This window comes from Sphaerisporangium rubeum, assembly GCF_014207705.1.
Lineage (GTDB): Bacteria > Actinomycetota > Actinomycetes > Streptosporangiales > Streptosporangiaceae > Sphaerisporangium > Sphaerisporangium rubeum.
The window spans coordinates 3,485,143-3,511,884 of sequence record NZ_JACHIU010000001.1 but is presented as its reverse complement, the minus strand read 5'-3'; the positions used below and the strand labels follow the sequence as shown (position 1 = coordinate 3,511,884).

Here is a 26,742-nt window from a genome sequence, read left to right as displayed (position 1 = left end):
ACTGCCCTAAAGTTTCGGGGATGAGCATCACGGAGCCGCCGGCGATCGTCGGCAGCCTGTCCCCCTCCCGGGCCGGCGACTACATGACGTGCCCTCTGCTCTACCGCTTCCGGGTGATCGACCGCCTCCCGGAGAAGCCCTCCCCCGCCGCCGTGCGCGGCACCCTGGTGCACGCGGTGCTGGAGCGGCTGTACGATCTGCCGCCGGCCGAGCGCACCGTGGCGGCGGCGCAGGCCCTGCTCGACCCGCAGTGGTCGCGCTTGCTCGGCGAGACCCCCGAGTACGCCTCGTTGTTCGCCGGTGACGACGACCGCGAGCGATGGCTGGCGCAGGCCCGCCAGATGGTGGAGCGTTACTTCGCGCTGGAGGACCCCCAGCGCCTGGAGCCGGCCCAGCGTGAGGTGTACGTCGAGGCGGTGCTCGACTCCGGGCTGCAACTGCGCGGGTACATCGACCGGCTGGACGTCGCGCCGTCGGGTGACGTGCGGGTGGTCGACTACAAGACCGGCAGCGCGCCGGGCCGTGAGTTCGAGGCCAAGGCCCTGTTCCAGATGAAGTTCTACGCGCTGGTGCTGTGGCGGCTGCACGGCAAGGTCCCGCGCGTCCTGCAGTTGATGTACCTCGGCAACGGCGAGGTGCTGCGCTACTCCCCCGACGAGGCCGACCTGCGGGCCACCGAGCGCAAGGTGCAGGCGCTGTGGCAGGCCATCGAGCGGTCGCTCACCAGCCGCGAGTGGCGCGCGCGCCGCAGCCGGCTGTGCGACTGGTGCGACCACCAGGCCATCTGCCCCGAATGGGGCGGCACTCCTCCGCCGGTCCCCGACCGCAGGCCCGGCGACACCGTGCGGGGTGCGCGCCGCGCCGCCACCGACGAGCTATGACCCGCCGGCCGGGCTCATGCGGCCGGCGAGGGTGTGAAGGGCCGCCTCCGACGGGCTGCCGGCTTCCACGCTGTACAGCAGCAGGGTCTGGTCGCTGTCTCCCGGCAGGATCATCGACTGATAAGTCAGGATCACCGTGCCTACCACCGGGTGGCGGTGGCGCTTGACTCCCACGAGGAGCTGCTTGACGTCGTGCCTGGCCCACAGGCGCGCGAACTCCGGGCTGCCGGACAGCAGGTCGTGGACGAGCCGGTGCATCAGCGGGTCGTCCGGGTAGCGGCCCGCGTCGAACCGCAGGACGGCGGCGATCCGGGCCGCCGTCTCCTCCCAGTCGGGGACCATGTCCCGCAGACGGTTGTCGAGGAACGCCGCTCGCGCGATGTTCCGATCGAACGCCGGCTGTGCGACGAGGTCGAGGTCATGGTAGAGCGCGCGGGCCATGCGATTGACGGCGAGCAGGTCGGTGCGGCGGCCGAGGACCATGGCAGGCACTCCCCCGCGGTCCAGCATGCCGAGGAGCTGCCAGATCTCCGGCCGCACCCGCTGCGGCGCGAGGGTCTTCCCGGAGTACCGGGGTTCGGCGAGGTTGCGCATGTGCTCACGCTCGATGCGGTCGAGGCGCAGCGCGCGGGCGATGGCCTCGAGCACGACCGGCGAGATCTTACCGCAGCGGCCCTGCTCCAGGCGGGTGTAGTAGTCGACGCTGACCCCGGCCAGGCGTGCCAGTTCCTCGCGGCGCAGGCCAGGCACCCGGCGCCGTCCCGGGACGACCGGGACGGGGGTGTGCTCCGGCGCCAGCCGTGCACGGCGGGATCGCAGGAAATCGCCAAGTGTGATGGCAGAAGCCGTCATGAGGGCCACATGCCCTTTTTGCGGTTATCTGTAGGTCTCATGACGGTTAAAAGTGGTACTCGCCGTCCCCCCTCGAACAGGGCGAGGTAGAGCCTCTTCCACGGCTCGGGGAGGTGGTTGCCTTGATGTCATACCCGAAACGACGAGCGAGGGAGCGGCCACCATGACCACCGTGACCGCGCGTCACGATGCGCCGAGTACTCCCCCGGCCGTTTCCCGGCCAGTGGACCAGGCACATGTCCTGGCGGCGGCACCCCAGCCCGCGGAAGGGCAGGAATGCGCGCCGTCCGACGAACGGCGGCGATTCGCCACGGACGCCGCGCACCGGCTGCGCACGCCGCTCGCGGGCCTGCGCGCCGAGCTTGAGGAAGCGGAGCTGCACCCCGGCGAGACCGACCTGTACGACCTGGTCAAGCGGGCCCTGCGGGCCGTGGACCGCCTGGAGGAGGCCGTGGCCGAGCTCCGGGGCATCGGCGAGACGACCAGCGAAGGGGCATGCGAGCAGGTGGACCTCGGCCGGCTGGTCCGCCAGGAGATCTCCCGCCGGCCCGACCGGGACAGGGTGCGCCTGGCGCTGGTGCCGGGGGTGACGGCCGGCGCCTGCCCCGCAGAGCTGCGTCAGGTGTTCGCCACCCTGCTCGACGGCGCGCGCAACCGCTCCGAGGAGACGGTGCTGGTCGAGGTGCGCCGCGACGGCCCGGCGGCCGTCCTGACGGTGACCGCCGGGACATCTCCCGCACGCGCGCAGGCCTTCACCCGCCTGGACACCGCCGGCGACGGCTGCCACCTCGGCCTGTCGGTCGCGCACGCCTTCGCCCGTGTCCACGACGGCCGTCTGGAGGTCCACGGCACGGCGTCGTTCACCCTGCGGCTCCCCGCCGGGTAAGCGCATTCCCGGGTCGCGTCACGCGGGTGGGCTCGTCCGGGAGGAGGAGGGGCATATCCGTCTGTGGAAGGGTGGGTATCGGGGGGAGCGACCTAAATTGAGAGGGTGCGTACGAGCCCTCATGAAGTGCGGTCCTGGTGGAGAGCTCACCCCCTGATCGGTGACTCCGCCCTGGCGGCGCTCGTGACGGTGATCTCGACGGCACTGGTCCTCGTCACCCGGCGGTACGGTCTCGGTGCCGAGGGGTACCGGCCGCCGGACGCCGTGAACATCGCGCTGATCGCGCTGACCGGCCTGACGGTCGCCGGCCGGCGCGTGTGGCCGTTCGTGCTGCTGTGCGCCGCCGCGGTCCCCCAGGCGGCCCTCGCGGTCCTGGACTACGACGGCGGGGCCGCCGGGCTGGCGACGCTGATCCTGCTGTACACCGTGGCGGCCTACCGGGGCCTCGCGCTGAGCCTGGCGGCGGCGGGGGTGGCCCTGTTCGGGTACGCCACGGCCCTCGGGGTGTCCCCCTACATGGAGGACTGGACCCGGCACGCGCTCGCCTTCGTGCTGGCGGTGGCCGTCACCGTGACCGGACGATCGGTGCGGCTGCGGCGTGCGTACCTGGCCGAACTGGTGGACCGGGCCGAGCGGCTCGAACGGGCCAGGGACGCCGACACGCGGGCCGCGCGCGCCGAGGAGCGGTCGCGCATCGCGCGGGAACTGCACGACGTGGTCGCGCACCATGTGAGCGTGATGACCGTGCAGGCCGCCGCGGCGCGCAAGGTGCTCGACACCCGTCCCGAGGCCGCCAAGGACGCGCTCGTCGCGATCGAGGAGATGGGCCGGACGGCGATGCGCGAGATGCGCGGCATCGTCGGCGTGCTGCGCACCGACGGCGACACCGGTGAACTGACCCCGCAGCCCGGCATGGTCGACCTCCCTGGCCTGGTCGACCAGATGCGGGAGGCCGGCCTGCGGGCCCAGCTGTGGGTGGAGGGGGACCGGCATCCGCTGCCTCCCGGCATCGACCTGGCCGCGTACCGCCTGGTGCAGGAGGCCCTGACCAACAGCCTGCGCCACGCCGGGCCGGCCGCACGCGCGTGGGTGACGGTACGCCACGAGCCGTCCGGCCTGACCGTGCACGTGGAGGACGACGGCCGCGGCGGCCCCGGCGCGTTCACCCGCGGCCCCGGCGACCGGCCTGGTCATGGCTTGGTCGGCATACGCGAGCGTGTCGCCCTTTATGGTGGAATCCTACGAATCGGCCCGCGCCAGGGAGGCGGATTCGAGGTCCGTGCCCGTTTCCCTCTCAAGGACTGACACATGACGATCAGGGTGCTGCTGGTGGACGACCAGCCGCTGCTGCGCACCGGTTTCCGCCTCATCCTGGAAGCCGAACCCGACCTCACGGTCGTCGGCGAGGCAGGCAACGGGTCCACCGCCATGGACCAGTCCAGGGCCCTGCTCCCCGACGTCGTCCTGATGGACATCCGCATGCCCGGTGTGGACGGCATCGACGCCACCCGCCGCATCGTCCGCGACGCCACCCCCGGCGCTCACGTGCCGAAAGTGCTCGTCCTGACGACCTTCGACCTCGACGAGTACATCGTCGAGGCCCTGCGCGCCGGCGCCAGCGGCTTCCTGCTGAAGGACGTGCCTCCCGACGAACTCGTGCAGGCCATCCGCGTCGTCGCCGCCGGCGACGCCATCGTCGCCCCGAGCGTCACCCGCCGCCTCCTCGACAAGTTCGCCGCCCGCCTCCCCTCGGCCCACCAGCAGGCCACCCCCGCCAGGGTCGGCCGCCTCACCGAACGCGAACTCGAAGTCCTGCGCCTCATCGCACGCGGCATGTCCAACGCCGAGATCGCGGCCGAACTCGTCGTCAGCGAGACCACCGTCAAGACCCACGTCGGCAACGTCCTGACCAAACTCAACCTCCGCGACCGCGTACAGGCCGTGGTCCTCGCCTACGAGACCGGCCTCATCACCCCCGGCGCCATCACCTGACCGACCGGCCTCAGGGTGCGGTGAGCACGTCGAACAGCACGTCGACGGAAATGGGTGCGTCGAGGGAGAGGCGCTTGGTGTGCTGGCCGACCAGGTCGTATCTGCCACGTCCCGCCAGGCGGTACTCCTCGATCAGTTCCACCTCGTCACCGGCCTGGTCGAGGAAGACGATCAGGTAGGTGGGAATGCCCGCCGCCGCGTACTCGGCCTTCTTTTCGACGGTGTCCGTGCGGAAGGAACTCTCCAGTGAGACGATCTCGACGACGAGTACGGCATCCCTCGCGCACAGGCGGCTGTCCTTGGGCAGACAGCGGAACACCGTGACATCGGGTCGCCGTAGGTTGAGCGGAACGTCGGCGATCCGGACGTCGATGTCGGTCTCGACCACCAGGCACGGCTCCGGCTTCCGGGCCTGCTCCAACGTCGTGGCCAGCCGCCTCGCCACGCGGTTGTGCACAACCGAAGCGCTCTCGCACTTGACGACATGACCGTCGATCACCTCGATCGTGCGGCAGAAGTCCTCCGGCAGATCTTCGTAGTCCTTCGCAGTGATCTGGTCCGGAATCCCGCGGTACCACGCGTCCTCTGAGGACTCCTCGTCCTCTGGAGGATCTGGGGGCAGGCGTTCGGGCATGGCCATACCCTAGCAACCGCCTCTCACGCCGATGCGTCCGCTTCCGCCAAAAGTAATCACCTGGACACTCTATGGAATGGCCAAGTCCGTGCGCGGGGAAACGACGGATCCGGTCCGGAGGAAAAGCCGACTTCAGCCAGGTAGGAACTAGTCCGCGGCCGGGCCGGGCTCGGCGGGGACCGCGTCCTGGGAGACCACGTCCTGGGGGTGCGTGTCCTGCGTGGCGCGTGCGTTCTCCGGGAAGTGGCAGGCGACCTGGTGGCCGGTGGCGAGTTCGGACAGGGGGGGTTCCACCTGTTTGCAGATGTCCTGGGCTTTCCAGCAGCGGGTGTGGAAGCGGCAGGCGGGGGGTGGGTTCAGGGGGCTCGGGACGTCGCCTTGGAGGCGGATGCGGGTGCGTTCGGTGCGGCGTCTGACGTCGGGGATGGGGACGGCGGAGAGCAGAGCGTTGGTGTAGGGGTGCATGGGGGAGGTGTAGAGGCTCTTGCTGTCGGCGATCTCCACGATCTTGCCGAGGTACATGACGGCGACGCGGTCGCTGATGTGGCGGACCACCGAGAGGTCGTGCGCGATGACGACGTAGGTGAGGTCCAGTTCGTTCTGGATGTCTTCCAGGAGGTTGACGACCTGGGCCTGGATGGAGACGTCGAGGGCCGAGACCGGTTCGTCGGCGATGATGAGCTTGGGCTTCAGGGCCAGGGTGCGCGCGATGCCGATGCGCTGGCGCTGGCCGCCGGAGAACTCGTGGGGGTAGCGGTTGTAGTGCTCGGGGTTGAGGCCCACCAGTTCGAGGATGTCCTGGACGGCCTTCTTGGTGCCGTGTTCGGTCTTGACACCCTGGATGCGGAAAGGCGCGCCGACGATGGCGCCGACGGTGTGGCGGGGGTTGAGCGAGCTGTAGGGGTCCTGGAAGATCATCTGCATGTCACGGCGAAGGGGCCGGAGGCCGCCTTGGGACATGTGCGAGATGTCGGTGCCCTCGAAGACGATCTTGCCGCCGGTGGGTTCCAGGAGGCGGGTGATCAGGCGGCCGGTGGTGGTCTTGCCGCAGCCGGACTCGCCGACCAGGCCCAGGGTCTCGCCTTTCACCACGTCGAAGTCCAGCCCGTCGACGGCGCGCACGGCGCCGACCTGGCGCTTGAACAGGCCCTTGGTGACGGGGAAGTGCTTCTCCAGGCCCTGGACGGACAGCAGGGGCTCAGGCGCGCTCACACGGACTCCAGGTTCGGCTTGATCTCGTTCTCCCAGATGGCGCGGCGCTCCTCGACCGGCAGGTGGCAGCGCACCAGGTGCCCGCCTTCGGTCTCCAGCAGCTCGGGGACGTCGGTGCGCGCGGCGCCGGCGGTGCGGTCCTCGTAGACGCAGCGAGGGTGGAACGCGCAGCCGGAAGGAATGTTGATCAAGGAAGGCGGGGTGCCCTTGATGGGGATGAGGCGGTCGCCGCGATCGCGGTCCAGCCGCGGCATCGAGCCGAGCAGGCCCCAGGTGTAGGGGTGCTCCGGCCGCTCGAAGATGTCCTCGGCGGTGCCGTACTCGATGCACTTGCCGCCGTACATCACGAGGATGTCGTCGGAGAGCTCGGCCACCACGCCGAGGTCGTGCGTGATGATGATCAGCGCGGAGTCGAACTCCTGCTGCAGGTCGCGCATCAGGTCGAGGATCTGGGCCTGCACGGTCACGTCGAGCGCCGTGGTGGGCTCGTCGGCGATCAGCAGCTCGGGGTCGCAGGACAGCGCCATGGCGATCATCGCGCGCTGGCGCATGCCGCCGGAGAACTCGTGCGGGTAGCTGTCGACCCGGCGCTCGGGCTGGGGGATGCCGACACGGCCGAGCATGTCGACGGCGTGCTTGCGGGCGACCGCCTTGGTGACCTTGTTGTGGATGCGGTACGCCTCGATGATCTGCGCGCCGACGGTGTAGTAGGGGTGCATGGCCGACAGCGGATCCTGGAAGATCATCGCCATCTTCTTGCCGCGCAGGGTGCGCACGTGCTCGGCGCTCGCGGAGACCAGCTCCTCGCCGTCCAGCCAGATCTCCCCGGAGATCTTCGCGCGGCCGCCCTTGTGCAGGCCGAGGATGCCGAGACTCGTCACGCTCTTGCCGGAACCCGACTCGCCGACGATGCCGAGCGTGCGGCCGCGCTCCAGGGAGAACGACAGGCCGTCCACGGACTTGACCAGGCCGTCGTCGGTCGGGAAGTGGACGCGCAGGTCCTTCAGCTCAAGAAAGCTCACGCGAGCCTCACTCTCGGGTCGACCACGGCGTACAGCAGGTCCACGACGAGGTTGGCGAGGACCACGAAGAACGCGGTGAGCAGCGTGACGCCGATGACCTTGGGGAGGTCCTGGTTGGTGATCGCGTCGATGGCGTACTTGCCGAGGCCCGGCAGTGAGAACGTGCTCTCGGTGAGCACCGCGCCACCCATCAGCAGGCCCACGTCGAGGCCGAAGATCGTCACGATGGGGGTGAGCGCGCCACGCAGGCCGTGTTTGGTGACGACCACGCGTTCCTTGAGGCCCTTGGCCCGTGCGGTGCGTATGTAGTCCTCGTTCATCGTCTCCAGCATGCCGGACCGGGTGAGCCGCGCGTACCCGGCCGCATACAGGAAGGCCAGCGTGATCCAGGGCAGGATCATGCCGTAGGCCCACAGCGCCGGATTGCTGACGAACGGGGTGTAGGTGCCGCCAGGCGCGGTGACGGCGAACGGCCGGCCGTAGCTGAACACGACGAGCGAGACGATGCCGGTGAAGAAGATGGGGAGTGACACGCCGGCGAGGGCCACCGTCATCGCCGCGCGGTCGAAGACGCTGCCTCTTCGCAACGCCGACAGCACTCCGGTCGCGACGCCGGCGATGAGCCAGATGACCGCCGCGCCGAGAGCGAGCGAGAACGTGACCGGCAGCCGGTTCACGAGGTCCGGCCAGACCGGGAGCTGGCTGATGAAGGAGTAGCCGAGACAGGGGGCCGGGCAGTACTCGCTCGCGGGACCGTAGTCGTACTCGGCGCCGACGAAGATGCCCTTGGCGAACCGGCCGTACTGCACGATCAGCGGGTCGTTGAAGCCGAGCCGCTCCGCGGCGATCTTGACTTCCTCGACACCCGCCGTACGGCCGACGTACCGCGCCGCGAGGCTCTCGGAGGTGGCACCCGCCAGCCTCGGCACCAGGAAGAAGATGCCGAACGTGATCATGCTCACGATGGCGAGCATGGCGACCGCCCAGACCAGGCGGCGGATGATGTAAGTGACCACAGTCCCCCCGGCTCCGGGGGCCGGCCTGTGGGCCGGCCCCCTGCCGTGTTCACGCTCTTAGACGGATCTGTCAGGTAGGGCATGGACCGCCGGTGTTACTCGAGGCCCATGTTGAGGTAGTCGTACATGCCGAACGCGTCACTGTAGTAGACGTTGGTGACACCCTTGCCGCGGATGAGCAGGCTCTTGGCCCACAGACCCGGCAGCACGAACGCGTTGTCCATGACCATCTGGTCGATCTGGCCCCAGATCTCCTCACGCTTGGCGGTGTCGGTCTCCAGCGACGCCTGGTCGAGGAGCTTGTTGACGTCGGGGATGCGGACGCTGACGTTGGACGAGCCACCGGTGTCACGGATGACCCGGCTGTCGACGATCTGCTGCAGGAAGCCGTAGCCGTCGGGCCAGTCGGCACCCCAGCCGTTGACGACCAGGCCCAGCTTGTTGTCCTTGGCGTAGCCCGGCTTACCGGCGTACAGCGCGAAGTAGTCGGCCTGCGGGAACGGCTTCAGCGTGAGCTTGATGCCGACCTTGCCGAGGGCCTGCTGCAGCGCCTCGGCGGCCGCCTTCTCCTTGGGACGCTCGGCCCGGTAGGCGATGTTGGTCTCGAAGCCGTTCGGCTGGCCGCAGGCGGTCAGGTGCTCCTTGGCCTTGGCGGGGTCGCCGTGGCCGTCGGAGCCGCTCGGGTAGGGGTTGATGTCCTTGTGGCCGGGGATGCCCGGGGGAAGAAGGCTGGTCGCGATCTGGCCGCCGGAGAATTCGCCGCCGTACGCGGTCTGGTAGGCGACCTTGTCCGCGGCGTACTGCACGGCCTTGCGGCAGTCGATGTTGTCGAGCGGCGCGACGTTGCCGTTCACCGAGGTGTACCAGAGCCGGGTGATGGTCGGGTTGTCGGTGCCGGCCTTCAGCGTCGGGTCGGTCAGCACCCGGCCGAGGGTGGCCGGCTGCGCGCCGGTGCCCGCGATGTCGACGTGCAGGTCACCCGACAGCAGACGGTTGTCGATGTCGTCGGCGTTGACGTTGACGGTGACCTCGTAACCGTCCGGCAGGGCCTTGCGGTTGGGGTCGGTCGCCGGGTCCCAGTTCTCGTTGCGCACGAGGTTGAAGCCCTTGCCGATCTCGTTCTTGTCGAACTTGTACGGCCCCGAGGAGATGATGTGCTCCTGGTACTTGGCGCCGGTGTCCTTGGCCTCGGGCACCGGGATCGTCGCGGGGAGCTGCGCGAAGTAGTCGAAGCCGCTGTAGGCCTGCTTCAGGTGGAAGACGATCGTGCGGTCGTCGGGGGTCTCGATCGCGCTGTCGGTGTTGACACCCTTGGACTTGTAGGGGCCCTTGTAGCCCTTGGGGAGGTCGAGGGTGTCGTTGAAGTAGGTGTACCCGTCGGGGAACACCTCCTTGTCCAGCGAACGCAGCACGCCGTACTTGACGTCCTTGGACGTGATCGGGGTGCCGTCCTCGAACTTGACGCCCTCGCGGATCTTGTACGTCCAGGTCTTGGCGTCGTCGCTCGGCTCGCCGAGGCTCTCGGCGAGGTCGGGGATGAGCTGGCTGCTGTCCTTGCCGGGGGCCGGCTTGAACATCACAAGGGAGCGGCCGTAGAGGCGGACGAAGTCCCAGGAGTAGCCGTAGTAGGTGTCGGCCGGGTCCAGGGAGTCCCAGTCACCGGCGTTGGCGAACTTGAGGATGCCGCCCTTCTTGTCGGACGGGTTGAACACCTGGGTGAGCGCCGCGTTGAACTCCGGCTTGGCACCTCCCCCGTCCGGGGCCGCCGAGCCGGACTGACTCGTCGCCGGCGTGCCGCCGCCACCGCAGGCGGACAGCCCCAGGGCGAGAACCGCACCGAGGGCGGTCACCCCCAGGGTGGACTTTCTCTTCATTGAGCAACCCCTTGTTGTCGGTTGTCGGAGCCAGGGAACGGAACGAGGACGGGAAAGCGGTTCAACGGGCCCTCGGGTCGAGAGCGTCTCGGAGACCGTCGCCGAAGAGGTTGAAGGCCAGCACGGTGATGAAGATCGCCATGCCGGGGAAGAACATGAAGTGCGGGATCGAGTAGAACCGCACCGCCTCCGATATCATGCCGCCCCACGTCGCCGTGGGGGGCCGCACACCCACGCCGAGGAACGACAGCGCCGCCTCGAACAGGATGTTCGTCGGGATCAGCAGGGTCGCGTAGACCAGCATCGGCGCCACGAGGTTCGGCAGCATCTCGCGGAAGATGATGTACGGCCCGCGCGCGCCGAGGCTGCGTGCGGCGTCCACGAACTCGCGCTCGCGCAGCGACAGGGTCTGGCCCCGCATGATGCGGCCGATGTACGGCCAGTTGAAGAAGCCGATGATGAAGACGAGCAGCGACACCCGCAGCGCGTCACCGGAGAGGCCGAAGGCGTCGTCCGGCACGACACCGGCGAGGGCGATGGCGAACACCAGGATCGGGAACGCGAGGAAGACGTCCATCGTCTTGCTGATCACCGAGTCGACCCAGCCGCCGAAGTACCCGGCGACGACGCCGAGCACGGTGCCGATGGCGACCGACAGCAACGTGGCGAGAAAGGCGATGAGCAGGGAGATGCGGGCCCCGTAGACCACCCGGCTGAAGATGTCGCGTCCGTTGACCGGCTCGACGCCGAACAGGTGCTCACCGCTGATGCCGGTGCCGTCCTTGGGGGCGAGGGTCTCGGAGCTGATGAGGTCCTGGTTGAAGTCGTTCGGCGGGTGGCCGATCAGGCTGACGATCCACGGAGCGAACACCGCGACGAGGATGAGGAAGATGACGACTCCGGCGCCGACGAGGGCGACCTTGTCGCGTTTCAGGCGGAGCCAGGCGATCTGGCCGAGTGACCGGCCCTGGATCGCCTTCGCGGGGGAGCCCTCCACCACGGCGTCAGGCGCGGCCGTCGCGTCCGAGCCGGAGACGTCGAGCGGTGCGGTCATGGTGTCGGCCCCCTGGATCCCAGACGACGTGGTTCGCACGGCGCGCCGCCCGGCCGGGTAGCGGGCGTGCGCCGGCCAATGCTGGCGCGGTGGCCGCGTTACGGCCCCCGGAGGCAGAATCTATGTGCTGAGCTGCACTGACCAGTACCTGAGCACGCTATGTGGCTCAACTGTGATTCACGCGAAATTCATTCGTATCGATCTTGAATGGTTTGTCCCGACCGGTTCCCGGTTCTGTACCGGAACCGTGACACGTCCCTGAAATGCCGTCCCCGCCGTCGTTCCCGGACGGCATCTCCCGCTCCAACCACTCCCCTGCCGCCGGGCCACCGGACCGATCGCCGTGCCCTTTCCCGCGTTTCCCCGCCAAATGGACGCCGATTCCCGCCAAACGTCCGTTACCGAACCGCAACCTCACATCGCGCAGACGGGGGACCTCAGGTGATGCCGCGGCGCTTGAGGATCTCCTCGATGTCCCCCAGGTCGTCGTCGGCGGCCGGGGTGCTCCGGCGAGACGGCAGCGGCCGGGGGTTCGGCTTGGTGGGTGCGTTCGGGGAACCGTGAGCGGAGCCGGCCGCCGTGGAGCCCGCCGCCGCGGGGGCCGAGGCGGTCCGCTCGGACCTCGCGGGCCGCGCGGCCCGGCCGCGGCGGCGCAGGACGCCGGAGACGAGGAAGAGCACCGCCGACAGGGCCGCGACCCCGATGCCGGCCCACACCATCGGTGAGAACACCAGTCCCGTGACGAAGCCCGCCACCGCCGTACCCATCTTCCAGATCGCCGGCAGTGCCCCCGTCAGGTATGCCGCGAGCGGGACGAGCGACCACGCGAGCCCCCGCAGACCCGCACCCGCGCCACGCCTGCGCATGAGCAGGAAACTGAGCACCACCCCTGCCGCCGTCAGCCCCGCGCACAACGGCAGCCAGGCGATCTGGTCGAAGGTCATAGCCACGAACCCCTCATCATCGGCGCGTCCCTGCCCTTCCATCCTGGCACGCGCTTCGCGCCGTGCTTCTCCTCCTGAAGGATGGGCCGTCCCCTAGGGGAACAACGACCCCCGCCGGCTTGGCGGGGACGCAGTGGGACGCGACGGGGACGCGACGGGGCCGGGGTGCCGGCTCAGAGGCCGGTGACGAGGTCGCGCAACGTGGTGAGGCCGACCTGCTTGAGGGATTCGACGACGAGACGACGAGGGGCCGCCGGGATGGGGACCACGCTCGGCACCGCCACCACCGAGCAGCTCGCGGCGGTCGCGGCGGCAACGCCGTTGGGTGAGTCCTCCAGCGCCGCGCAGGAACGCGGGTCCGCGCCGAGGAGCCGGGCCGCGAGGAGGTACGGCTCGGGGTCGGGCTTGAAACGGGTCACGTCGTCACCGGTGACCACGACGTCGAAGTTGTGGCGGCCCACCGTGGCGAGGACCGCGTCCGCCACGGGCCGGCTCGACGACGTCACCAGGGCCGTCGGGACGCCGGCGGCGCGGACCTCGGTGAGGAGCTCCTGCGCGCCGGGCATCGTCTCCACGCCGGCCTCCAGGAGGGTGAACAGCCCTTCGAGCATCCAGCGTTCGACGTCGGCGGGGTGGTGGGACGACCCGCTGACGCGCAGCATGTACGCCACGGTGGCCGGCATCGAGCCGCCGACCAGGCGTTCCTGGTCCTCCACCGTCCAGCCGTGGCCGAGGCGCGCCATCACGTCGGTCTCGACCTGGAACCAGTACTTCTCTGTGTCGACGAGGAGACCGTCCATGTCGAACAGAACCGCTTCCACCACAAGATCTCCTGGGACGCCGCCGGATGACCGGGGCAACGTTAGCGTCAGACGTTAAAGTACTTGGCTTCGGGGTGGTGGGTGATGAGGGCCGAGGTGGACTGCTCGGGGTGGAGCTGGTACTCGGCCGACAGTTCGACGCCGATGCGTGCGGGGTCGAGCAGGGTGAACAGTTGTGTCTGGTCCTCGAGGTTGGGGCAGGCGGGGTAGCCGAAGGAGTAGCGGCAGCCGGTGATGTTGACTTTGAGCATGTCGGCGAGGGATTCGTCGCCGCCGATGGCGAGTTCGGCGCGGACGCGTGCGTGCCAGTACTCGGCGAGGGCCTCGGTGAGCTGGACCGACAGGCCGTGCAGTTCGAGGTAGTCGCGGTAGGCGTCCTTGGCGAACAGTTCCCCGGTGGCTTCGGCGATCTTGTGGCCCATGGTGACGATCTGGAACGCGACGACGTCGACCTGGCCGGAGGAGACGGGCCGGTGGAAGTCGGCCAGGCACAGGTGACGGTCACGACGCTGGCGCGGGAAGGAGAACCGCACCAGCTCACGGCCCGCGAGCTCGCCGTTCCCCGAGGCCTGTCCCGGACGGCCGGGGGCCGGCAGGAGTGCGGGGTCGACGGTGTCGGGGTCGAGGATGATCAGGTCGTCGCCGTCGGACTGGCAGGGATAGTAGCCGTACACCACGGCGGCCTGGAGCAGGTTGTCGGTGTGCAACCGGTCCAGCCACATCCGCAACCGGGGCCGGCCCTCGGTCTCGACCAGGTCCTCATACCCCGGCCCGCCGGCCCCGCGGGAGGGTTTGAGACCCCACTGCCCCATGAACGTGGCCCGCTCGTCCAAGAACGCCGCGTAGTCGGCCAGCGGCACCCCCTTGACGACCCGGCTCCCGAAGAACGGCGCCACCGGCACCGGGACGTCGAGCGCGACGTCGGAGCGGGCCGGCATCGCCTCGGGCTCGGTGCGCACCAGCGTGGCCCCACCACTCACCCGGCGGGTCCGCAGCGGCGGCAGCACCTGCTCGGGGGCGGCGCCGCGTTTCACCGCGACCAGGCCCTCCATCAACCGCAACCCCTCGAACGCGTCCCGCGCGTACCGCACCTGCCCGGGGAACATCCCCGCCAGATCCTGCTCCACATACGCACGCGTGAGCGCCGCACCCCCCAGCAGCACCGGATAGTGATCGGCCAGGCCGCGTGCGGTGATCTCCTCCAGGTTCTCCCGCATGATCACCGTCGACTTCACCAAAAGCCCCGACATCCCGATCACATCGGCCTGATGCTCCTGAGCCGCCTCCAAGATCGCCGACACCGGCTGCTTGATCCCCAGATTCACCACATCGAACCCGTTGTTCGACAAAATGATGTCCACCAGGTTCTTCCCGATATCGTGCACATCCCCCTTCACCGTCGCCAAAACGATCCGCCCCTTGGACTGATCCCCCGCACCCACCTTCGGCATATGCGGCTCCAGATACCCCACCGCCGCCTTCATCACCTCCGCCGACGCCAACACAAACGGCAACTGCATCTGCCCCGACCCGAACAACTCCCCGACCGTCTTCATCCCCTCCAGCAAAACCTCATTGATGATCTCCAACGCCGGCCGCACCCCCAGCGCCTCATCCAGGTCCTGCTCCAGACCCTTACGCTCCCCCTCCACGATCCGGGCCTGCAACCGCTCCCACAACCCCAGACCGGCGAGCCTGGCCGCGCGACCGGCCCGCAACTGCGCCGCATCCACACCCTCGAAGATCTCCATGAACCGCGCCAGCGGATCATAGCCCTCCCGCCGCCGGTCATACACCAGATCCAACGCCACCCGATGCTGCTCCTCAGGGATCTGCGCCACCGGCACGATCTTCGCCGGCGACACGATCGCCGAATCCAAACCGGCTTTGACACACTCGTGCAGGAACACCGAGTTCAACACCACCCGCGCCGCCGGATTCAACCCGAACGACACATTCGAGACCCCGAGTGTGGTCCGCACCCCCGGATACGCCGACTTCACCCGCGCGATCGCCTCGATCGTCGCCGCACCGTCCCCACGGGTCTCCTCCTGCCCGGTCGCGATCGGGAACGTCAGGCAATCGATCAGGATGTCCCCCACATCCATCCCCCACTCCCCGGTCAGCCGCTCGATCAACCTCCCGGCGACCTGAACCTTCCAGTCGGCGTCCCGGGCCTGACCCCGCTCGTCGATGGTCAGCGCCACCACCGCCGCACCATGCTCCCGCACCAAACCCATGACCTTGGTGAACCGCGACTCCGGCCCGTCACCGTCCTCGAAGTTCACCGAGTTCACCACCGCACGACCCCCCAGCATCTCCAGCCCCGCCGCCAGAACCGCCGGCTCGGTGGAGTCCAGCATCAACGGCAACGTCGACGCCGTCGCCAAACGAAACGCCAGCTCCCGCATATCGGCCACCCCGTCCCGGCCGACATAATCCACACACACATCCAGCAGATGCGCACCCTCACGCACCTGCGACCTGGCGATCTCCACACACTCCTCCCACCGGCCGGCCAGCATCGCCTCCCGGAACACCCTCGACCCGTTGGCGTTGGTCCGCTCCCCGATCGCCAGATACGACGCGTCCTGCGAGAACGGCACATGCGCATACAACGACGCCGCACCGGGAACCGACACCACCCGCCGCACCTTCGGCCGCCGCTCGGCCACCGCACGCGCCACCGCACCGATGTGCTCCGGCGTGGTGCCGCAGCACCCGCCGACCAGCCCCACACCGAACTGCTCGACGAAGCCGGCCTGGGCCGCCGCCAGTTCCTCCGGGCCGAGGGGGTACCGCGCGCCGTCGGAGGTCAACTCGGGGAGACCAGCGTTCGGCATGCAGGAGATCGCCACGTCGCAGTGCCGCGCCAGATACCGCAGGTGCTCGCTCATCTCCGCCGGACCCGTCGCACAGTTCAGCCCGATCACATCGGCACCCAGCGGCTCGATCACCCCGAGCGCCGCACCGATCTCCGACCCCAGCAACATCGCACCGTTGGTCTCGATCGTCACCTGCACGATGAGGACCACGTCACGACCGGACGCGGCGATCGCGTCCTTGGCCCCGAGCACCGCCGCCTTGGCCTGCAGCAGGTCCTGGCAGGTCTCCACGATCAGCCCGTCGGCGCCACCCTCGACCAGCCCTTCGGCGTTCAGCCGATAGCCCTCACGCAGCACACCCATGGTCGTGTGCCCCAGACTCGGCAACTTCGTCCCCGGCCCCATCGACCCGAGCACATACCGCTGACGACCCGACTCCCGCGACCAATGATCAGCACGCTCCCGCGCGATCCGCGCACCCGCCAGCGACAGCTCACGGATGCGCTCACTGATCTCGTACTCCCCCAACGCCGCCCAGTTCGCACCGAACGTATTGGTCTCCACCAGGTCAGCACCCGCCGCGAGGTACGCGTCATGCACCCCCGCCACGATGTCGGGCCGCGAGACGTTCAGGATCTCGTTGCAGCCCTCATATCCCTCGAAATCCGCCATAGACGGGTCAAACCCCTGCAACATCGTCCCCATGGCGCCGTCCGCCACCAGAACCCGCTGCCCCAACGCCGCCCTGAGGGATTCCTGCTCGCTCATGCGCATCAGCCTAGCGTCGGCACCGGTGCGGCCGTTCATTCCGGCCTCCCCGCACCGGACGCGGCGGCGCCTCGGCCGGCGGAGGGGAGCACTCCTGCGGCGGCGGTGCCAACCTGCTCTCCCTCTCCGTGACACCGAAGGCGTGTCAACGAATAGTCTTAGTTAGGCACAAGGCCGCCACCGGGCGGCCGAGAAGGTGCTCCGGTGCTTGCGGAGCGGCTTCGGCCAGGCTAGGAGGAGGCGGCGCGTGATCGAGCTCGAAGGGCTTCCCGAGCTCGTCGACCCGGTGCTCATCGCCGCGTTCGAGGGCTGGAACGACGCGGGTGAGGCGTCGAGTGGCGCTCTCGCGCACCTTGAGTCGGAGTGGAAGGCCACCCCGCTGGTCGAACTGGACCCCGAGGACTACTACGACTTCCAGGTGACCCGGCCCATCGTCGAGCTCGGTGACGGGCTGACGCGGTCCATCGTGTGGCCGAGCACGCGGCTCATGGTGGCCCGTCCGCCGGGCAGCGAGCGGGATGTCGTGCTGCTGCGCGGCATCGAGCCCAACATGCGGTGGCGCACGTTCTGCTCGGAGATCGTCGGCATCTGCCTGGAGCTCGGCGTCGAGACGGCCGTGCTGCTCGGCGCACTGCTCAACGACTCGCCGCACACCCGTCCCGTGCCGATCGTCGGCACGGTGAGCGACCCTGGCCTGGCCCGGTCGCTCAACCTCGAGATGACGCGGTACGAGGGCCCCACCGGCATCGTCGGGGTGCTCCAGCACTCCCTCGGCGCGGCGGGCACCAAGACGGTGTCGCTGTGGGCCTCGGTGCCCCACTATGTCGCGCAGCCGCCGAACCCCAAGGCCACCCTGGCGCTGCTGCGCCGCATCGAGGACCTTCTCGACATCCCGATGCCGCTCGGCGAGCTGCCCGACGAGGCGCGTGCCTGGGAGCACGGCGTGGACGAGCTGGCCGCGCAGGACTCCGAGGTGGCCGAGTACGTCAGGGAGCTCGAGGAGCGCAAGGACGCCGCCGAGCTGCCGGAGGCCAGCGGGGACGCCATCGCGGCCGAGTTCGAGCGGTACCTGCGGCGCCGGGACCACGACAGCGACGGCTGACGCGAGGGCCGGCTCGGTCCGGGGCCGCCTCAGAAATCGGTGCACACGCCGCAAATCACACGCTTCTTGTCATCCGGCGCGCGCAGCCCGCATTTTGCGGTAATAATTGGCCGCTGCGCTGTTCCGCACCATCGACCTGGGCGGCACCACACGCGCGACGAATCATGCGACGACGGGGCGACGGTCCCGTACACGGGGTGGGTGCCGTACAAAAGGCCGCATCCCTCCTTTTGTGTCCGCGCACTTTGGGACTTCCATGGCGATTCCATATCCCGATCCGCACACCAGAGCACAGGAGACGCGACAGCGCGTCATAGAAATGGCCCTACTCATGAAACAGGAAGGCGGGGACGCCACCGTCCACCCGCAGTTGCGCGGCACCACCCCGGCGCAGGCGATCGAGATGTTCCTCGCGTTGCTGCAGGACCGCCTGCCGGTCTGGCTGCGCACCCTCGACGGCCTCATGCACCGCGCGGGGAAGGGCCGGGTGAACGACAACCTGCTGCCCGTGGCGCGCGGCGGCATCGACTACTACGCCGACGTGCAGGGGGCGGCGATGCCGGCGTTCATCTCCCCCTCGATCACGGTGCGCTTCCGCGAGGCCCTGCGTGAGACCCGGCTCGGTCCGGCGTCCGAGGTGGCTCCGCTCGCGCAGTACCTGGAGGAGGAGCGGCGGCTCGGCCGGGTGGCGGCGGACGTCAACCCGGAGAGCAGCGCGCGGCTGCTGCTCGCCGGGTGCTTCCGGCACGCCTACTACGAGATGTTCATCGGCACCGGTTCCGGCCTGTCCCGCGACGAGAGCGCGCAGGAGATCGTGCGTGAGCTGCGCCTGGAGGCGGTCACACCGACGACACCCGCGTTGTCGTGAGCCGTGGCGCGCGGACGGCGGCGCCGGACGCGACCTCGTCGTGCCTGTGCCAGATCAAGGCGGCCATCTCCTCCTCGACACCGAGCGGCCGGGTGACCAGATCCGCGCCGCAGTCGGTGACACGGTCGTGGAAGTGGCCGGGGGCCAGCAGGTAGGACGCGACCGCGACGCGCGGCGCGGGGCCACGGCGCAGGCGGTCGACGACCTCGGTGAGCGAGGGGCTGCCGGCGGAGGCGAACGCGGCGGTCACGGGTCGCGCCAGGCGGACCGACAGCAGCCTGGCGGCGGCGCGGACGTCGGCGAGCGCGGCGGGGTCGGAGGACCCGGCGGCGCCGAGCACCACGCTGTCGGTGGGCCGCAGCCCCGCGGCGGCGAGCCTGCGCGCGAGCACCGCCGTGAGCAACGGGTGCGGGCCGAGCGGCCCGGCGATCAGCGCGTCGGGCCGCGTGGACGCGACCACCGTCGGCAGGTCGATGTGCACGTGGTAGCCCCCCGCGAGCAGCAGAGGCACCACGACGACGGGTCCCTGCGCCGCGGCGAGCACACCGGGCAGCGCGGGTGAGCTGATCTCAAGGAAGCCGAGTTCGACGCGGTGGCCGGGCCGTGCCCTGCGCACCCGTGTGGTCAGCTCGGCGAGCGCCGCCTCCCCCGCGGCGCTGCGGGTGCCGTGCGCCGCCAGCACCAGGGTGCCGTCCCCCGTGTCCCGGGGTGACGGCCTCAACGGCCCTCCCCGCGCTGGGTGGCCAGGCGGTAGCCGCGCTTGACGACGGTCTCCACGATCCCGGCGGGGCCGAGCGCACGGCGCAGGCGGGTGATGGCCATCTCGACGGCGTGCTCGGCCGAGTCCCTGGAGGGACCTCCCGGCAGCACGACACGCAGCTCGGACCTCGCGACGACGTGGCCGGGACGCTCGGCGAGGCGCTTGAGCACCGCCATGGGGGCCGGCGGCAGGGGCTTGAGCTCGCCGTCGACCGCGACGGCGTGGCCGCGGATCTCCAGCTCGTGGGTGCCGGCGGTCACGCGGGTGACGCTGTGCTCGGGCAGGTGCCGCGCGAGCGCGCGAGCGAGGGAGCCGAGGCGGGAACGATCGGGCTGGACGACCGGCACCCCCTTGGCGGTGAGCGGCCCCGCGGTCACCGGCCCGACGCAGGCCGCCACCACCGGCCCGCGGAAGGCGTTGAGCAGGATGTCCTCCAGTCCTTCCGCGCGCGCGGCGTTCAGCATCGCGAGCACGGCCGGAGCGCTGGTGAAGGCGACCGCGTCCACCGAACCCGAGACGGCCTGCGTGATGAGGCGGCGCAGCGGCGAGGTGTCACGGTACGGCAGCCAGCGGTACACCGGGACCTCGATCACCGTGGCTCCCGCGGCGCGCAGCGCCGTGACGAACCCGGTGAGCGGCTCACCGTGCAGCTGGACCACGACCCGGCGCCCGCGCAGGTCCTGGTCGAGCAGGTATCGCTTGATCTCGTCGCAGGACTCGCTGAGCGGTGTCCAGTGGTCGGTGAGTCCCGCGGCGCGCACGGCGCCGCGGGCCTTCGGGCCGCGGGTGAGCAGGCGGGCCCCGGCGAGATGACCCGCGAGGTCGGCCGACAGCCCCCATCCCTCGGCCGCGGCCATCCAGCCGCGGAACCCGACTCCGGTGGTGACGACGACGTCGTCCACCGGGTCCACGAGGCACTGCCGGGTGGCCGCGAGAAGCTGGGTGTCCTCGGCGAGGGGGACCAGGCGGATCGCCGGGGCGCGCACCACCCGCGCGCCGCGGCGTTCGAGCAGCGCGGCGAACTCCTCGCGGCGGCGCGTCGCCGTCACGCCTATGGTGAAGCCCGCGAGGGCGTCCGGCGCCGTTTCAGGTGATGTCAAGGGATTCTCCAGAAGCGCGGCCGTCATTCCACGCTCACCTCCACGGTGCCATCGGTGACGCGGGTCGGATATGTCGGTAGTGCCGTACCGGGATCGTCCAGGCAGATCCCGGTGACCAGTGAGAAGGCCTGCTTGTGCATCGGGGTGGCGACGAACGGCTCGTCACCCCGGGTGCCGGCGATGCCGCGCGACATCACGCAGGCGCCGCTGTAGGGGTCGCGGTTGCCGACCGCGAAGACCCGGCCGTCGAACGCGCGGAACACCGCGACCTGCTCCCCCGCCACCAGCGCGGCCACGCCGAGCTCGGGGACCAGATCGGTGTAGGCGCACACCGGCGTCCATGTGCGCGACGCCTCGTCCCGCGCCGTATACGCCGCAGGCGCGTGCTGCTCGATGATCGTCATGACCGGGTCACCTCCAGGAATACGGGCTTGATCTGGTCGCGCTGGGTCTCGAACTTGATCGAGGGGTCCGGTGTGCCCGGCGCGTTGACGAAGCTGACGAAGCGCCGCAGCTTCTCGGGGTCCTCGATGGTGGCGCGCCACTCGTCGAAGTACGTCGCCACGTGCCGTTCCATGGCGGCCTCCAGCTCGTCGGCGACGCCGAGGGAGTCGTTGACGACGACGTCGCGCACGTAGTCGAGGCCGACGTTCTCCACCCAGGCGGCGGTGCGCTGGAGCCGGTCGGCGGTGCGGATGTAGAACATGAGGAACCGGTCGATGACGCGCACCAGTTCGTCGTCGGACAGGTCGCTCGCCAGCAGGCCCGCGTGCTTCGGTGAGAAGCCGCCGTTGCCGCCGACGTAGAGGTTCCAGCCGTTCTCGGTGGCGATGACGCCGAAGTCCTTGCTCCTGGCCTCGGCGCACTCGCGCGCGCAGCCGGACACGGCGGCCTTGAGCTTGTGCGGGGAGCGCAGCCCCCGGTACCGCAGTTCCAGCGCGATGGCCATGCCGACCGAGTCCTGCACGCCGTACCGGCACCAGGTGGAGCCGACGCAGGACTTCACGGTGCGCAGCGCCTTGCCGTAGGCGTGCCCCGACTCGAAGCCGGCGTCGACCAGCCGCTTCCAGATGGCGGGGAGCTGTTCCACCCTGGCACCGAACAGGTCGATGCGCTGACCGCCGGTGATCTTGGTGTAGAGGCCGAAGTCGCGCGCGACCTCGCCGATGACGATGAGCTTCTCGGGGGTGATCTCGCCGCCCGGGATGCGCGGCACCACCGAGTACGTGCCGTTCTTCTGCAGGTTGGCGAGGAAACGGTCGTTGGTGTCCTGCAGCGAGGCCCGTTCGCCGGACAGGACGTGACCGTTGTTCAGTGACGCGAGGATGGAGGCGACGACCGGCTTGCAGATGTCGCAGCCGCGGCCACGGCCGTGTTCGGTGATCAGCCGCGTGAACGTCGTGATGCCGCGCAGGCGCACGATGTCGAACAACTCCGGACGGCTGTGGTCGAAGTGCTCGCACAGCGCCTTGCTCTGCACGACGCCTTCGGCCGCGAGGATGGCCGCGATCGCCGGGACGCAGCTCCCGCAGGTGGTGCCGGCGCGGGTGCACTTCTTCACGCCGGCCACGTCGCAGATGCCGTGCTCGGCGATGGCGGTGCGGATCTCGCCGCGGGTGATGTTGTTGCAGGAGCAGACCGCCGCGTCGTCCGGCGGCAGCACCGAGGACCCGGCGACGCCGGCGAACAGCAGCTCACTGGCGGAGGCCGGCAGCTCGCGGCCCACCATGGGACGCAGCATGGCGTACGGCTCGGCGTCGCCGACGCAGATGCCGCCGAGCAGGGTGCGCGCGTCGTCGCTGACGAAGAGCTTCTTGTAGACGCCGCCGACCGGGTCCATGAACGTCACGTCGAGCGCGCCGGACAGCTCACCGAAGCTCGCGACGTCCACGCCGAGCAGCTTGAGCTTGGCCGACTGGTCGGCGCCGGTGAAGCGTGCCGTGCCGCCGAGTATGCGGTCGGCGGCCACCTCGGCCATGGTGAAACACGGGCCCACCAGACCGTAGACGACGCCGCCTGCCAGCGCGCACTCGCCGATCGCGTAGATCGCGGGGTCGGAGGTGCGCATGCCCTCGTCGACCACGATGCCGCCACGCTCGCCGACCGCCAGGCCGCACTGGCGGGCCAGCTCGTCGCGGGGCCGCACACCGGCGGAGAACACCACCACGCCGGCCTCGATGACGGTGCCGTCGGCGAGCACCACGCGGTCCGCCTCGACGTGGTCGAGCCCGGTGCCGGTGTGCACGACGAGGCCGAGGCGCTCGACGTGGCCGCGCAGCACGGCGCCGCCGCCCTCGTCGACCTGGCGGGGCATCAGGCGCGGGGCCATCTCGACCACGTGGGTGGTGAGGCCGAGCCCGCGCAGCGCGTCGGCGGCCTCCAGGCCAAGCAGCCCGCCGCCGACCACGACGCCGCTGGTCGCGGTGCTCGCCGCCGCGCGGATGGCGTCGAGGTCCTCAAGGGTGCGGTAGACGAAGCCGTGCTCCTTGCCGCGCACCGGCGGCACGAACGGCGACGACCCGGTGGCGAGCACCAGCACGTCGTACGGCTCGGCGTGGCCCGAGGCGGTGACCACCTCGTGGCGCGCGCGGTCGATCGCGGTCACCCGGTCCCCGGTGCGCACGGTCACACCGGCCGGCACGGGGTAGGTCAGCGCGGCGGCGCCGGCCTCGGGCTCGGCCGACAGGTACGACGTGAGGGCCACGCGGTCGTAGGCGACGCGCGGCTCCTCACCCATCACGGTGACCTGGTCTCCGGCGCCTCGCGCGGCGAGGGTCTCGGCCAGGCGGTGCGCGGCCGGACCGTACCCGATGACGACGATCCTCACGTCCACGCCTCCACCTGCTGGGGTCCGGCGACATCACAGACGCCGGCGGGGGAAGTGAGCAGCATGCAGTCGATGGTGCTTTCGGGCCGTTTCACCGTTGGGTCCCTCCTGTTACCTCTGTGCTACAAGCCACTAACGGCGCTCACAGCGGCGTCCGGCCGCTGTGCGCACTTCGCGTCTCCTCGCCGGTGAGGGGGATGCGCGCACAGCGGGCCGGACACGGCTCTCCCCGGGTCCGCCGGGGTCTCGTGCGGCGTGCCTAGACGCCGGCTCCCGCGAGGCTCGGCGCCATCCGGACGCCGACCGTGCGCAGGTAGCAGAACCACGTGAGCGCGATGCAGATCACGTAGAAGGTGGCGAACGCCGCCATCGCGGCGCCGGCGCCGCCGGTCGCGGCGATCGAGGTGCCGAAGCCGCGGTTGATGAAGAAGCCGCCGAACGCGCCGATCGCGGAGATGAACCCGATGGCGGCCGAGCTGTCCCTGCGGCCGACGGCCGCGGCGGCGGCGAGCCCTTCGGCGTCGCTCGGGGCGAGGCGCTCCACGGCCTTGGCCTTGAAGATCGCGGGGATCATGCGGTACGTCGAGCCGTTCCCCACGCCGGCCAGCGCGACCAGGAGCAGGTAGGAGCAGAAGAACAACGGGAAGGCGCCGGCGGCGAGCCCGACGGCGGCGAGCGCGACGGCGCCTCCCATCGCGGCGAACGTCCACAGCGTGACCCGCGCGCCGCCGAGGCGGTCCGACAGCCGGCCGCCGAACGGCCGCGACAGCGAGCCGACGAGCGCGCCGAGGAAGGCCCAGGTGATCATGGAGCTGTACGCGGGGAACTGGCTCTTGATGAGCAGCGGGAACGCGGTGCTGTAGCCGATGAACGAGCCGAACGTGCCGATGTACAGGAACGACATGATCCAGGTCTGCGCACGGCCGGTGATCTTGAACAGTTCGCGCGGGTGGGCCTTGGCCGAGGTCAGGTTGTCCATGCACAGGTAGGCCCCGACCGCGGCGACCAGGACCAGCGGCACCCAGAACAACCCCGCCGCCGCGAGCCCGAACCCGGTGATGACCAGCGGCATCAGCAACTGCACCGAGCTGACGCCGATGTTGCCTCCCGCCGCGTTCAGGCCGAGGGCCCAGCCCTGCTCGCGCTCGGGGTAGAAGTAGGTGATGTTGGCCATGCTGGAGGCGAAGTTGCCGCCGCCGACGCCGGCGGTGGCCGCGATCAGCAGGAACATCCAGTACGGCGTGCCGGGGCTGGAGACGGCGACGGCGAGCAGGATCGCGGGGATCAGCAGCAGCAGCGCGCTGACCACCGTCCAGTTCCTGCCGCCGAAGCGCGCGGGGGCGAAGGTGTACGGCAGCCGCAGGGCCGAGCCGATGAGGTTGGGGAGCGAGACCAGCCAGAAGAGCTGGTCGGTGGTGAACTCGTAGGAGCCGAGTTTGACGGTGACGATGCTCCATACGGTCCACAGGCTGAAGCCGAGGTGTTCGGCGAGGATGGAGAAAGCCAGGTTCCGCCGTGCGACGCGTTTACCGCTCTTTTGCCAGAAGTCCGGATCGTCCGGATTCCAGTCGGTGATCCAGCGCCCTTTCTGCGGCGCCGCCTCCGGGGCCTCGGTGGCCGTCATGCTTCCTCCTGCTGTGGCCTGGTCAACACCGGAACGACGGTATAGACGGCATCACACAGATAATCGACGGCTGTTAGATATAAGCGTTACGTTGGCCGCACCGGAGAAACGTGTCATGCACAGGCATCACGAACGCAACATGGAATTAACAAGATTGCCTGCACGGGAGATCGGGAACGCCTTCGCGAGAGCACCCCGCCGCCGACCCCAGGAGCGTGCATGCCCAGCGTCCAGCCGATCCGGCTGTACACCGACCCCGTGCTGCGCACGGTGGCCCAGCCCGTGAAGGACTTCGACCGCTCGTTGCGCGAGCTGGTCAAGTCCCTGCAGGCCACCACACGCGCCGGGGCCGGACGAGCGGGCCTCGCGGCGCCGCAGATCGGGGTGCCGCTACGGGTGCTGGTCTTCGACGTGGAGGGCAGGTCCGGCCACCTGGTCAACCCACGCGTCGAGCCCTCGGGACGCACCGTCGTGGCCGACGAGGCGTGCCTGTCGGCGCCGGGCCTGTGGTGGCCACTGGAGCGTTCCTACTCGGCGGTGGCCAAGGGCCGCGACATGTTCGGCAAGCCGGTCACGGTGCGTGCCCTCGGCATGCTCGCCCGGGTGCTGCAGCACGAGGCCGACCATCTGGACGGCGTGTTGTTCAGCGACAGGCTTCCCGACGACGAGCGGGAGCGCTTCCTGTCCGAGCTACCGTGAGACCACCTGTCTCATTTTTCCGGCAATGAGCGTTCTGTCGGGTTATTGCCGGGTACGGCAATCGTGAACTGACGGACGACCGTGCCCCTGGCGGCCCCACACGGGGCGAGGGCCGAGCCGCGCTTCCGGAGCGGCCAGAGCCGCCTCGCGCGCGACGCCGGCGAAGGAGGCAATCGTGAAAAGCGGACTAACGGCCGGCCTGGCCCTTGTCATCGGGTACATCCTCGGCCGCAACCGCAGGTTCAAGCTCGCCGTCGCGCTCGCGGTGGCCGGCGCCACCGGACGGCTCGGCGGGCTCGGCGGCAACCTGCTGCAGCAGGGGATGAAGCTGGTCGGCTCCTCAGAAGAGCTCCAGAAGATCGTGGACAGTGTGCGGGGAGACCTGTTCGAGGCCGGCAAGGCCGCCGCGAAGGCGGCGGCCGGCAAACAGGTCAGCACCCTCAGCACGCGCCTGCAGGAACGGGCCGACGCGCTGGCGCACGCCGCCAACGTCGCCGCCGGCGTGGAGGAGGCCGTGGGGACGACTGCTGGGACGGCGACCGGTGCGGCGGGTGGCGCCGCAGGCGGCGCGACGCGGGCCGCCGGAGGCGCCGCGCGTACGGCGGGTGGCGCCACGACCGGCGCCGCCAGGGCCGGCGGAGGGCTGCGGGAACGCGCGCTCGGCGGTTTCCGCGCGGGGAAGGCCCGGCTCCGGCCGCCACGCGAGGAGGAGCCAGAGCCGTACGAGGACGAGTTCGAGGCCGACGAGTACGACGAGTACGAGAACGGCGGCTACGAGGAGGAACGGGAGCCGCCGCGCCGTGCGGAGCGTCCGCGGGAGCGTGGCGGGCCGGAGGCGCGCCGGTCGCGCAGGCCCGCCGAGCCGCAGGAGGACCGCGACGAGGAACCGGGTGAGGAGCGGCCCGCGCGGCGCCGTGTCGTCCGGGACGAGGACCCGTCCGAGCGGCGGTCGCGTCCGGTCCGCAGAACGAAGGGGTGACG

The 26,742-nt window shown here is 70.1% G+C and carries 23 protein-coding genes; 8 read left to right on the top strand and 15 right to left on the bottom strand.

The window, feature by feature from the left end:
* Positions 1–20: 20 nt before the first annotated feature.
* Positions 21–881: a RecB family exonuclease gene (locus BJ992_RS15140; protein WP_184981482.1), complete on the top strand. Its 861-nt coding sequence runs from the start codon at positions 21–23 to the stop codon at positions 879–881.
* Here BJ992_RS15140 and BJ992_RS15135 read toward each other — a convergent pair.
* The gene (locus BJ992_RS15135) at positions 876–1,733 is read right to left on the bottom strand and encodes a helix-turn-helix transcriptional regulator (RefSeq protein WP_184981480.1); all 858 of its coding nucleotides are present in this window, start codon (positions 1,731–1,733) and stop codon (positions 876–878) included. The genes BJ992_RS15140 and BJ992_RS15135 overlap by 6 nt on opposite strands.
* A 163-nt stretch (positions 1,734–1,896) precedes the next feature.
* On the opposite strand from BJ992_RS15135, the gene BJ992_RS15130 reads away from it, so the two are divergent.
* The 3 genes from BJ992_RS15130 (at position 1,897) to BJ992_RS15120 (ending at position 4,611) form a co-directional block, all read left to right on the top strand.
* Positions 1,897–2,619 carry a sensor histidine kinase gene (locus tag BJ992_RS15130; protein WP_184981478.1) on the top strand — a complete coding sequence of 241 codons (723 nt, stop codon included), beginning with the start codon at positions 1,897–1,899 and terminating at the stop codon, positions 2,617–2,619.
* Positions 2,620–2,724: 105 nt separating this feature from the next.
* On the top strand, positions 2,725–3,924 hold the full coding sequence (locus BJ992_RS15125; protein ID WP_184981476.1) for a sensor histidine kinase: 1,200 nt from the start codon (positions 2,725–2,727) through the stop codon (positions 3,922–3,924).
* A gap of 3 nt (positions 3,925–3,927) precedes the next feature.
* The gene (locus tag BJ992_RS15120) at positions 3,928–4,611 is read left to right on the top strand and encodes a response regulator (RefSeq protein ID WP_184981474.1); all 684 of its coding nucleotides are present in this window, start codon (positions 3,928–3,930) and stop codon (positions 4,609–4,611) included.
* 10 nt (positions 4,612–4,621) lie between these two features.
* On the opposite strand, the gene BJ992_RS15115 is transcribed toward BJ992_RS15120, so the two are convergent.
* From BJ992_RS15115 to metH, 9 genes are all read right to left on the bottom strand, one after another.
* The gene (locus BJ992_RS15115; protein ID WP_184981472.1) at positions 4,622–5,245 is read right to left on the bottom strand and encodes a Uma2 family endonuclease; all 624 of its coding nucleotides are present in this window, start codon (positions 5,243–5,245) and stop codon (positions 4,622–4,624) included.
* Positions 5,246–5,392: 147 nt separating this feature from the next.
* The gene (locus BJ992_RS15110) at positions 5,393–6,457 is read right to left on the bottom strand and encodes a dipeptide ABC transporter ATP-binding protein (RefSeq protein WP_184981470.1); all 1,065 of its coding nucleotides are present in this window, start codon (positions 6,455–6,457) and stop codon (positions 5,393–5,395) included.
* Positions 6,454–7,479, bottom strand: coding sequence for an oligopeptide/dipeptide ABC transporter ATP-binding protein (locus BJ992_RS15105; protein ID WP_184981468.1), 1,026 nt, complete (start codon positions 7,477–7,479; stop codon positions 6,454–6,456). Before BJ992_RS15105 ends, BJ992_RS15110 begins: the two co-directional genes overlap by 4 nt.
* A complete protein-coding gene (locus tag BJ992_RS15100; protein ID WP_184981466.1) occupies positions 7,476–8,495 on the bottom strand; it encodes an ABC transporter permease subunit in 1,020 nt (339 codons plus the stop codon). Before BJ992_RS15100 ends, BJ992_RS15105 begins: the two co-directional genes overlap by 4 nt.
* Before the next feature lie 95 nt (positions 8,496–8,590).
* Positions 8,591–10,369, bottom strand: a complete 1,779-nt coding sequence (locus BJ992_RS15095) for an ABC transporter substrate-binding protein (protein WP_184981464.1) — start codon at positions 10,367–10,369, stop codon at positions 8,591–8,593.
* 61 nt (positions 10,370–10,430) lie between these two features.
* Complete coding sequence (locus tag BJ992_RS15090; protein ID WP_184981462.1) at positions 10,431–11,423, bottom strand: ABC transporter permease; 993 nt, start codon at positions 11,421–11,423, stop codon at positions 10,431–10,433.
* 437 nt (positions 11,424–11,860) lie between these two features.
* Complete coding sequence (locus BJ992_RS15085; RefSeq protein ID WP_184988126.1) at positions 11,861–12,367, bottom strand: cellulose synthase; 507 nt, start codon at positions 12,365–12,367, stop codon at positions 11,861–11,863.
* 173 nt (positions 12,368–12,540) lie between these two features.
* Positions 12,541–13,188 (bottom strand): HAD-IA family hydrolase, encoded by a 648-nt coding sequence (locus tag BJ992_RS15080; protein WP_184981459.1) that lies wholly within the window; start codon positions 13,186–13,188, stop codon positions 12,541–12,543.
* A 47-nt stretch (positions 13,189–13,235) separates the two neighbouring features.
* Positions 13,236–16,781 carry a methionine synthase gene (gene metH / locus BJ992_RS15075; RefSeq protein WP_184981457.1) on the bottom strand — a complete coding sequence of 1,182 codons (3,546 nt, stop codon included), beginning with the start codon at positions 16,779–16,781 and terminating at the stop codon, positions 13,236–13,238.
* Between the two features lie 247 nt (positions 16,782–17,028).
* Here metH and BJ992_RS15070 point away from each other — a divergent pair, with 247 nt between their 5' ends.
* Together BJ992_RS15070 and BJ992_RS15065 are read left to right on the top strand one after the other, a co-directional pair.
* Entirely contained in the window at positions 17,029–17,883 is an 855-nt protein-coding gene (locus tag BJ992_RS15070) for a PAC2 family protein (RefSeq protein WP_184981455.1), read from the top strand.
* A 331-nt stretch (positions 17,884–18,214) separates the two neighbouring features.
* A complete protein-coding gene (locus tag BJ992_RS15065; protein ID WP_246496646.1) occupies positions 18,215–18,751 on the top strand; it encodes a hypothetical protein in 537 nt (178 codons plus the stop codon).
* On the opposite strand, the gene BJ992_RS15060 is transcribed toward BJ992_RS15065, so the two are convergent.
* The 5 genes from BJ992_RS15060 to BJ992_RS15040 all read right to left on the bottom strand — a co-directional run bounded on the left by BJ992_RS15060 (position 18,723) and on the right by BJ992_RS15040 (position 25,062).
* Positions 18,723–19,472 (bottom strand): sirohydrochlorin chelatase, encoded by a 750-nt coding sequence (locus BJ992_RS15060; RefSeq protein WP_246496645.1) that lies wholly within the window; start codon positions 19,470–19,472, stop codon positions 18,723–18,725. The genes BJ992_RS15065 and BJ992_RS15060 overlap by 29 nt on opposite strands.
* On the bottom strand, positions 19,469–20,638 hold the full coding sequence (locus tag BJ992_RS15055; RefSeq protein ID WP_184981451.1) for a uroporphyrinogen-III synthase: 1,170 nt from the start codon (positions 20,636–20,638) through the stop codon (positions 19,469–19,471). Before BJ992_RS15055 ends, BJ992_RS15060 begins: the two co-directional genes overlap by 4 nt.
* On the bottom strand, positions 20,635–21,015 hold the full coding sequence (gene nirD, locus BJ992_RS15050) for a nitrite reductase small subunit NirD (RefSeq protein WP_184981449.1): 381 nt from the start codon (positions 21,013–21,015) through the stop codon (positions 20,635–20,637). The genes BJ992_RS15055 and nirD overlap by 4 nt, the downstream gene beginning before the upstream one ends.
* On the bottom strand, positions 21,012–23,438 hold the full coding sequence (gene nirB / locus BJ992_RS15045; protein ID WP_343072981.1) for a nitrite reductase large subunit NirB: 2,427 nt from the start codon (positions 23,436–23,438) through the stop codon (positions 21,012–21,014). The genes nirD and nirB overlap by 4 nt, the downstream gene beginning before the upstream one ends.
* 259 nt (positions 23,439–23,697) lie before the next feature.
* Positions 23,698–25,062, bottom strand: a complete 1,365-nt coding sequence (locus BJ992_RS15040) for an MFS transporter (protein ID WP_184981445.1) — start codon at positions 25,060–25,062, stop codon at positions 23,698–23,700.
* A gap of 219 nt (positions 25,063–25,281) precedes the next feature.
* On the opposite strand from BJ992_RS15040, the gene BJ992_RS15035 reads away from it, so the two are divergent.
* Both BJ992_RS15035 and BJ992_RS15030 read left to right on the top strand, forming a co-directional pair.
* Positions 25,282–25,761, top strand: a complete 480-nt coding sequence (locus BJ992_RS15035) for a peptide deformylase (RefSeq protein ID WP_184981443.1) — start codon at positions 25,282–25,284, stop codon at positions 25,759–25,761.
* A gap of 175 nt (positions 25,762–25,936) precedes the next feature.
* On the top strand, positions 25,937–26,740 hold the full coding sequence (locus BJ992_RS15030) for a hypothetical protein (RefSeq protein ID WP_184981442.1): 804 nt from the start codon (positions 25,937–25,939) through the stop codon (positions 26,738–26,740).
* Positions 26,741–26,742: the final 2 nt, after the last annotated feature.

Bases quoted from the DNA above. Each gene is read 5' to 3' on its own strand.
- BJ992_RS15140 (WP_184981482.1), top strand. From the start codon at position 21: ATGAGCATCACGGAGCCGCCGGCGATCGTCGGCAGCCTGTCCCCCTCC.
- BJ992_RS15135 (WP_184981480.1), bottom strand. From the start codon at position 1,733: ATGACGGCTTCTGCCATCACACTTGGCGATTTCCTGCGATCCCGCCGT.
- BJ992_RS15130 (WP_184981478.1), top strand. From the start codon at position 1,897: ATGACCACCGTGACCGCGCGTCACGATGCGCCGAGTACTCCCCCGGCC.
- BJ992_RS15120 (WP_184981474.1), top strand. From the start codon at position 3,928: ATGACGATCAGGGTGCTGCTGGTGGACGACCAGCCGCTGCTGCGCACC.
- BJ992_RS15115 (WP_184981472.1), bottom strand. From the start codon at position 5,245: ATGCCCGAACGCCTGCCCCCAGATCCTCCAGAGGACGAGGAGTCCTCA.
- BJ992_RS15095 (WP_184981464.1), bottom strand. From the start codon at position 10,369: ATGAAGAGAAAGTCCACCCTGGGGGTGACCGCCCTCGGTGCGGTTCTC.
- BJ992_RS15090 (WP_184981462.1), bottom strand. From the start codon at position 11,423: ATGACCGCACCGCTCGACGTCTCCGGCTCGGACGCGACGGCCGCGCCT.
- BJ992_RS15085 (WP_184988126.1), bottom strand. From the start codon at position 12,367: ATGACCTTCGACCAGATCGCCTGGCTGCCGTTGTGCGCGGGGCTGACG.
- metH (WP_184981457.1), bottom strand. From the start codon at position 16,781: ATGAGCGAGCAGGAATCCCTCAGGGCGGCGTTGGGGCAGCGGGTTCTG.
- BJ992_RS15065 (WP_246496646.1), top strand. From the start codon at position 18,215: ATGAAACAGGAAGGCGGGGACGCCACCGTCCACCCGCAGTTGCGCGGC.
- BJ992_RS15055 (WP_184981451.1), bottom strand. From the start codon at position 20,638: ATGACGGCCGCGCTTCTGGAGAATCCCTTGACATCACCTGAAACGGCG.
- nirD (WP_184981449.1), bottom strand. From the start codon at position 21,015: ATGACGATCATCGAGCAGCACGCGCCTGCGGCGTATACGGCGCGGGAC.
- BJ992_RS15040 (WP_184981445.1), bottom strand. From the start codon at position 25,062: ATGACGGCCACCGAGGCCCCGGAGGCGGCGCCGCAGAAAGGGCGCTGG.
- BJ992_RS15035 (WP_184981443.1), top strand. From the start codon at position 25,282: ATGCCCAGCGTCCAGCCGATCCGGCTGTACACCGACCCCGTGCTGCGC.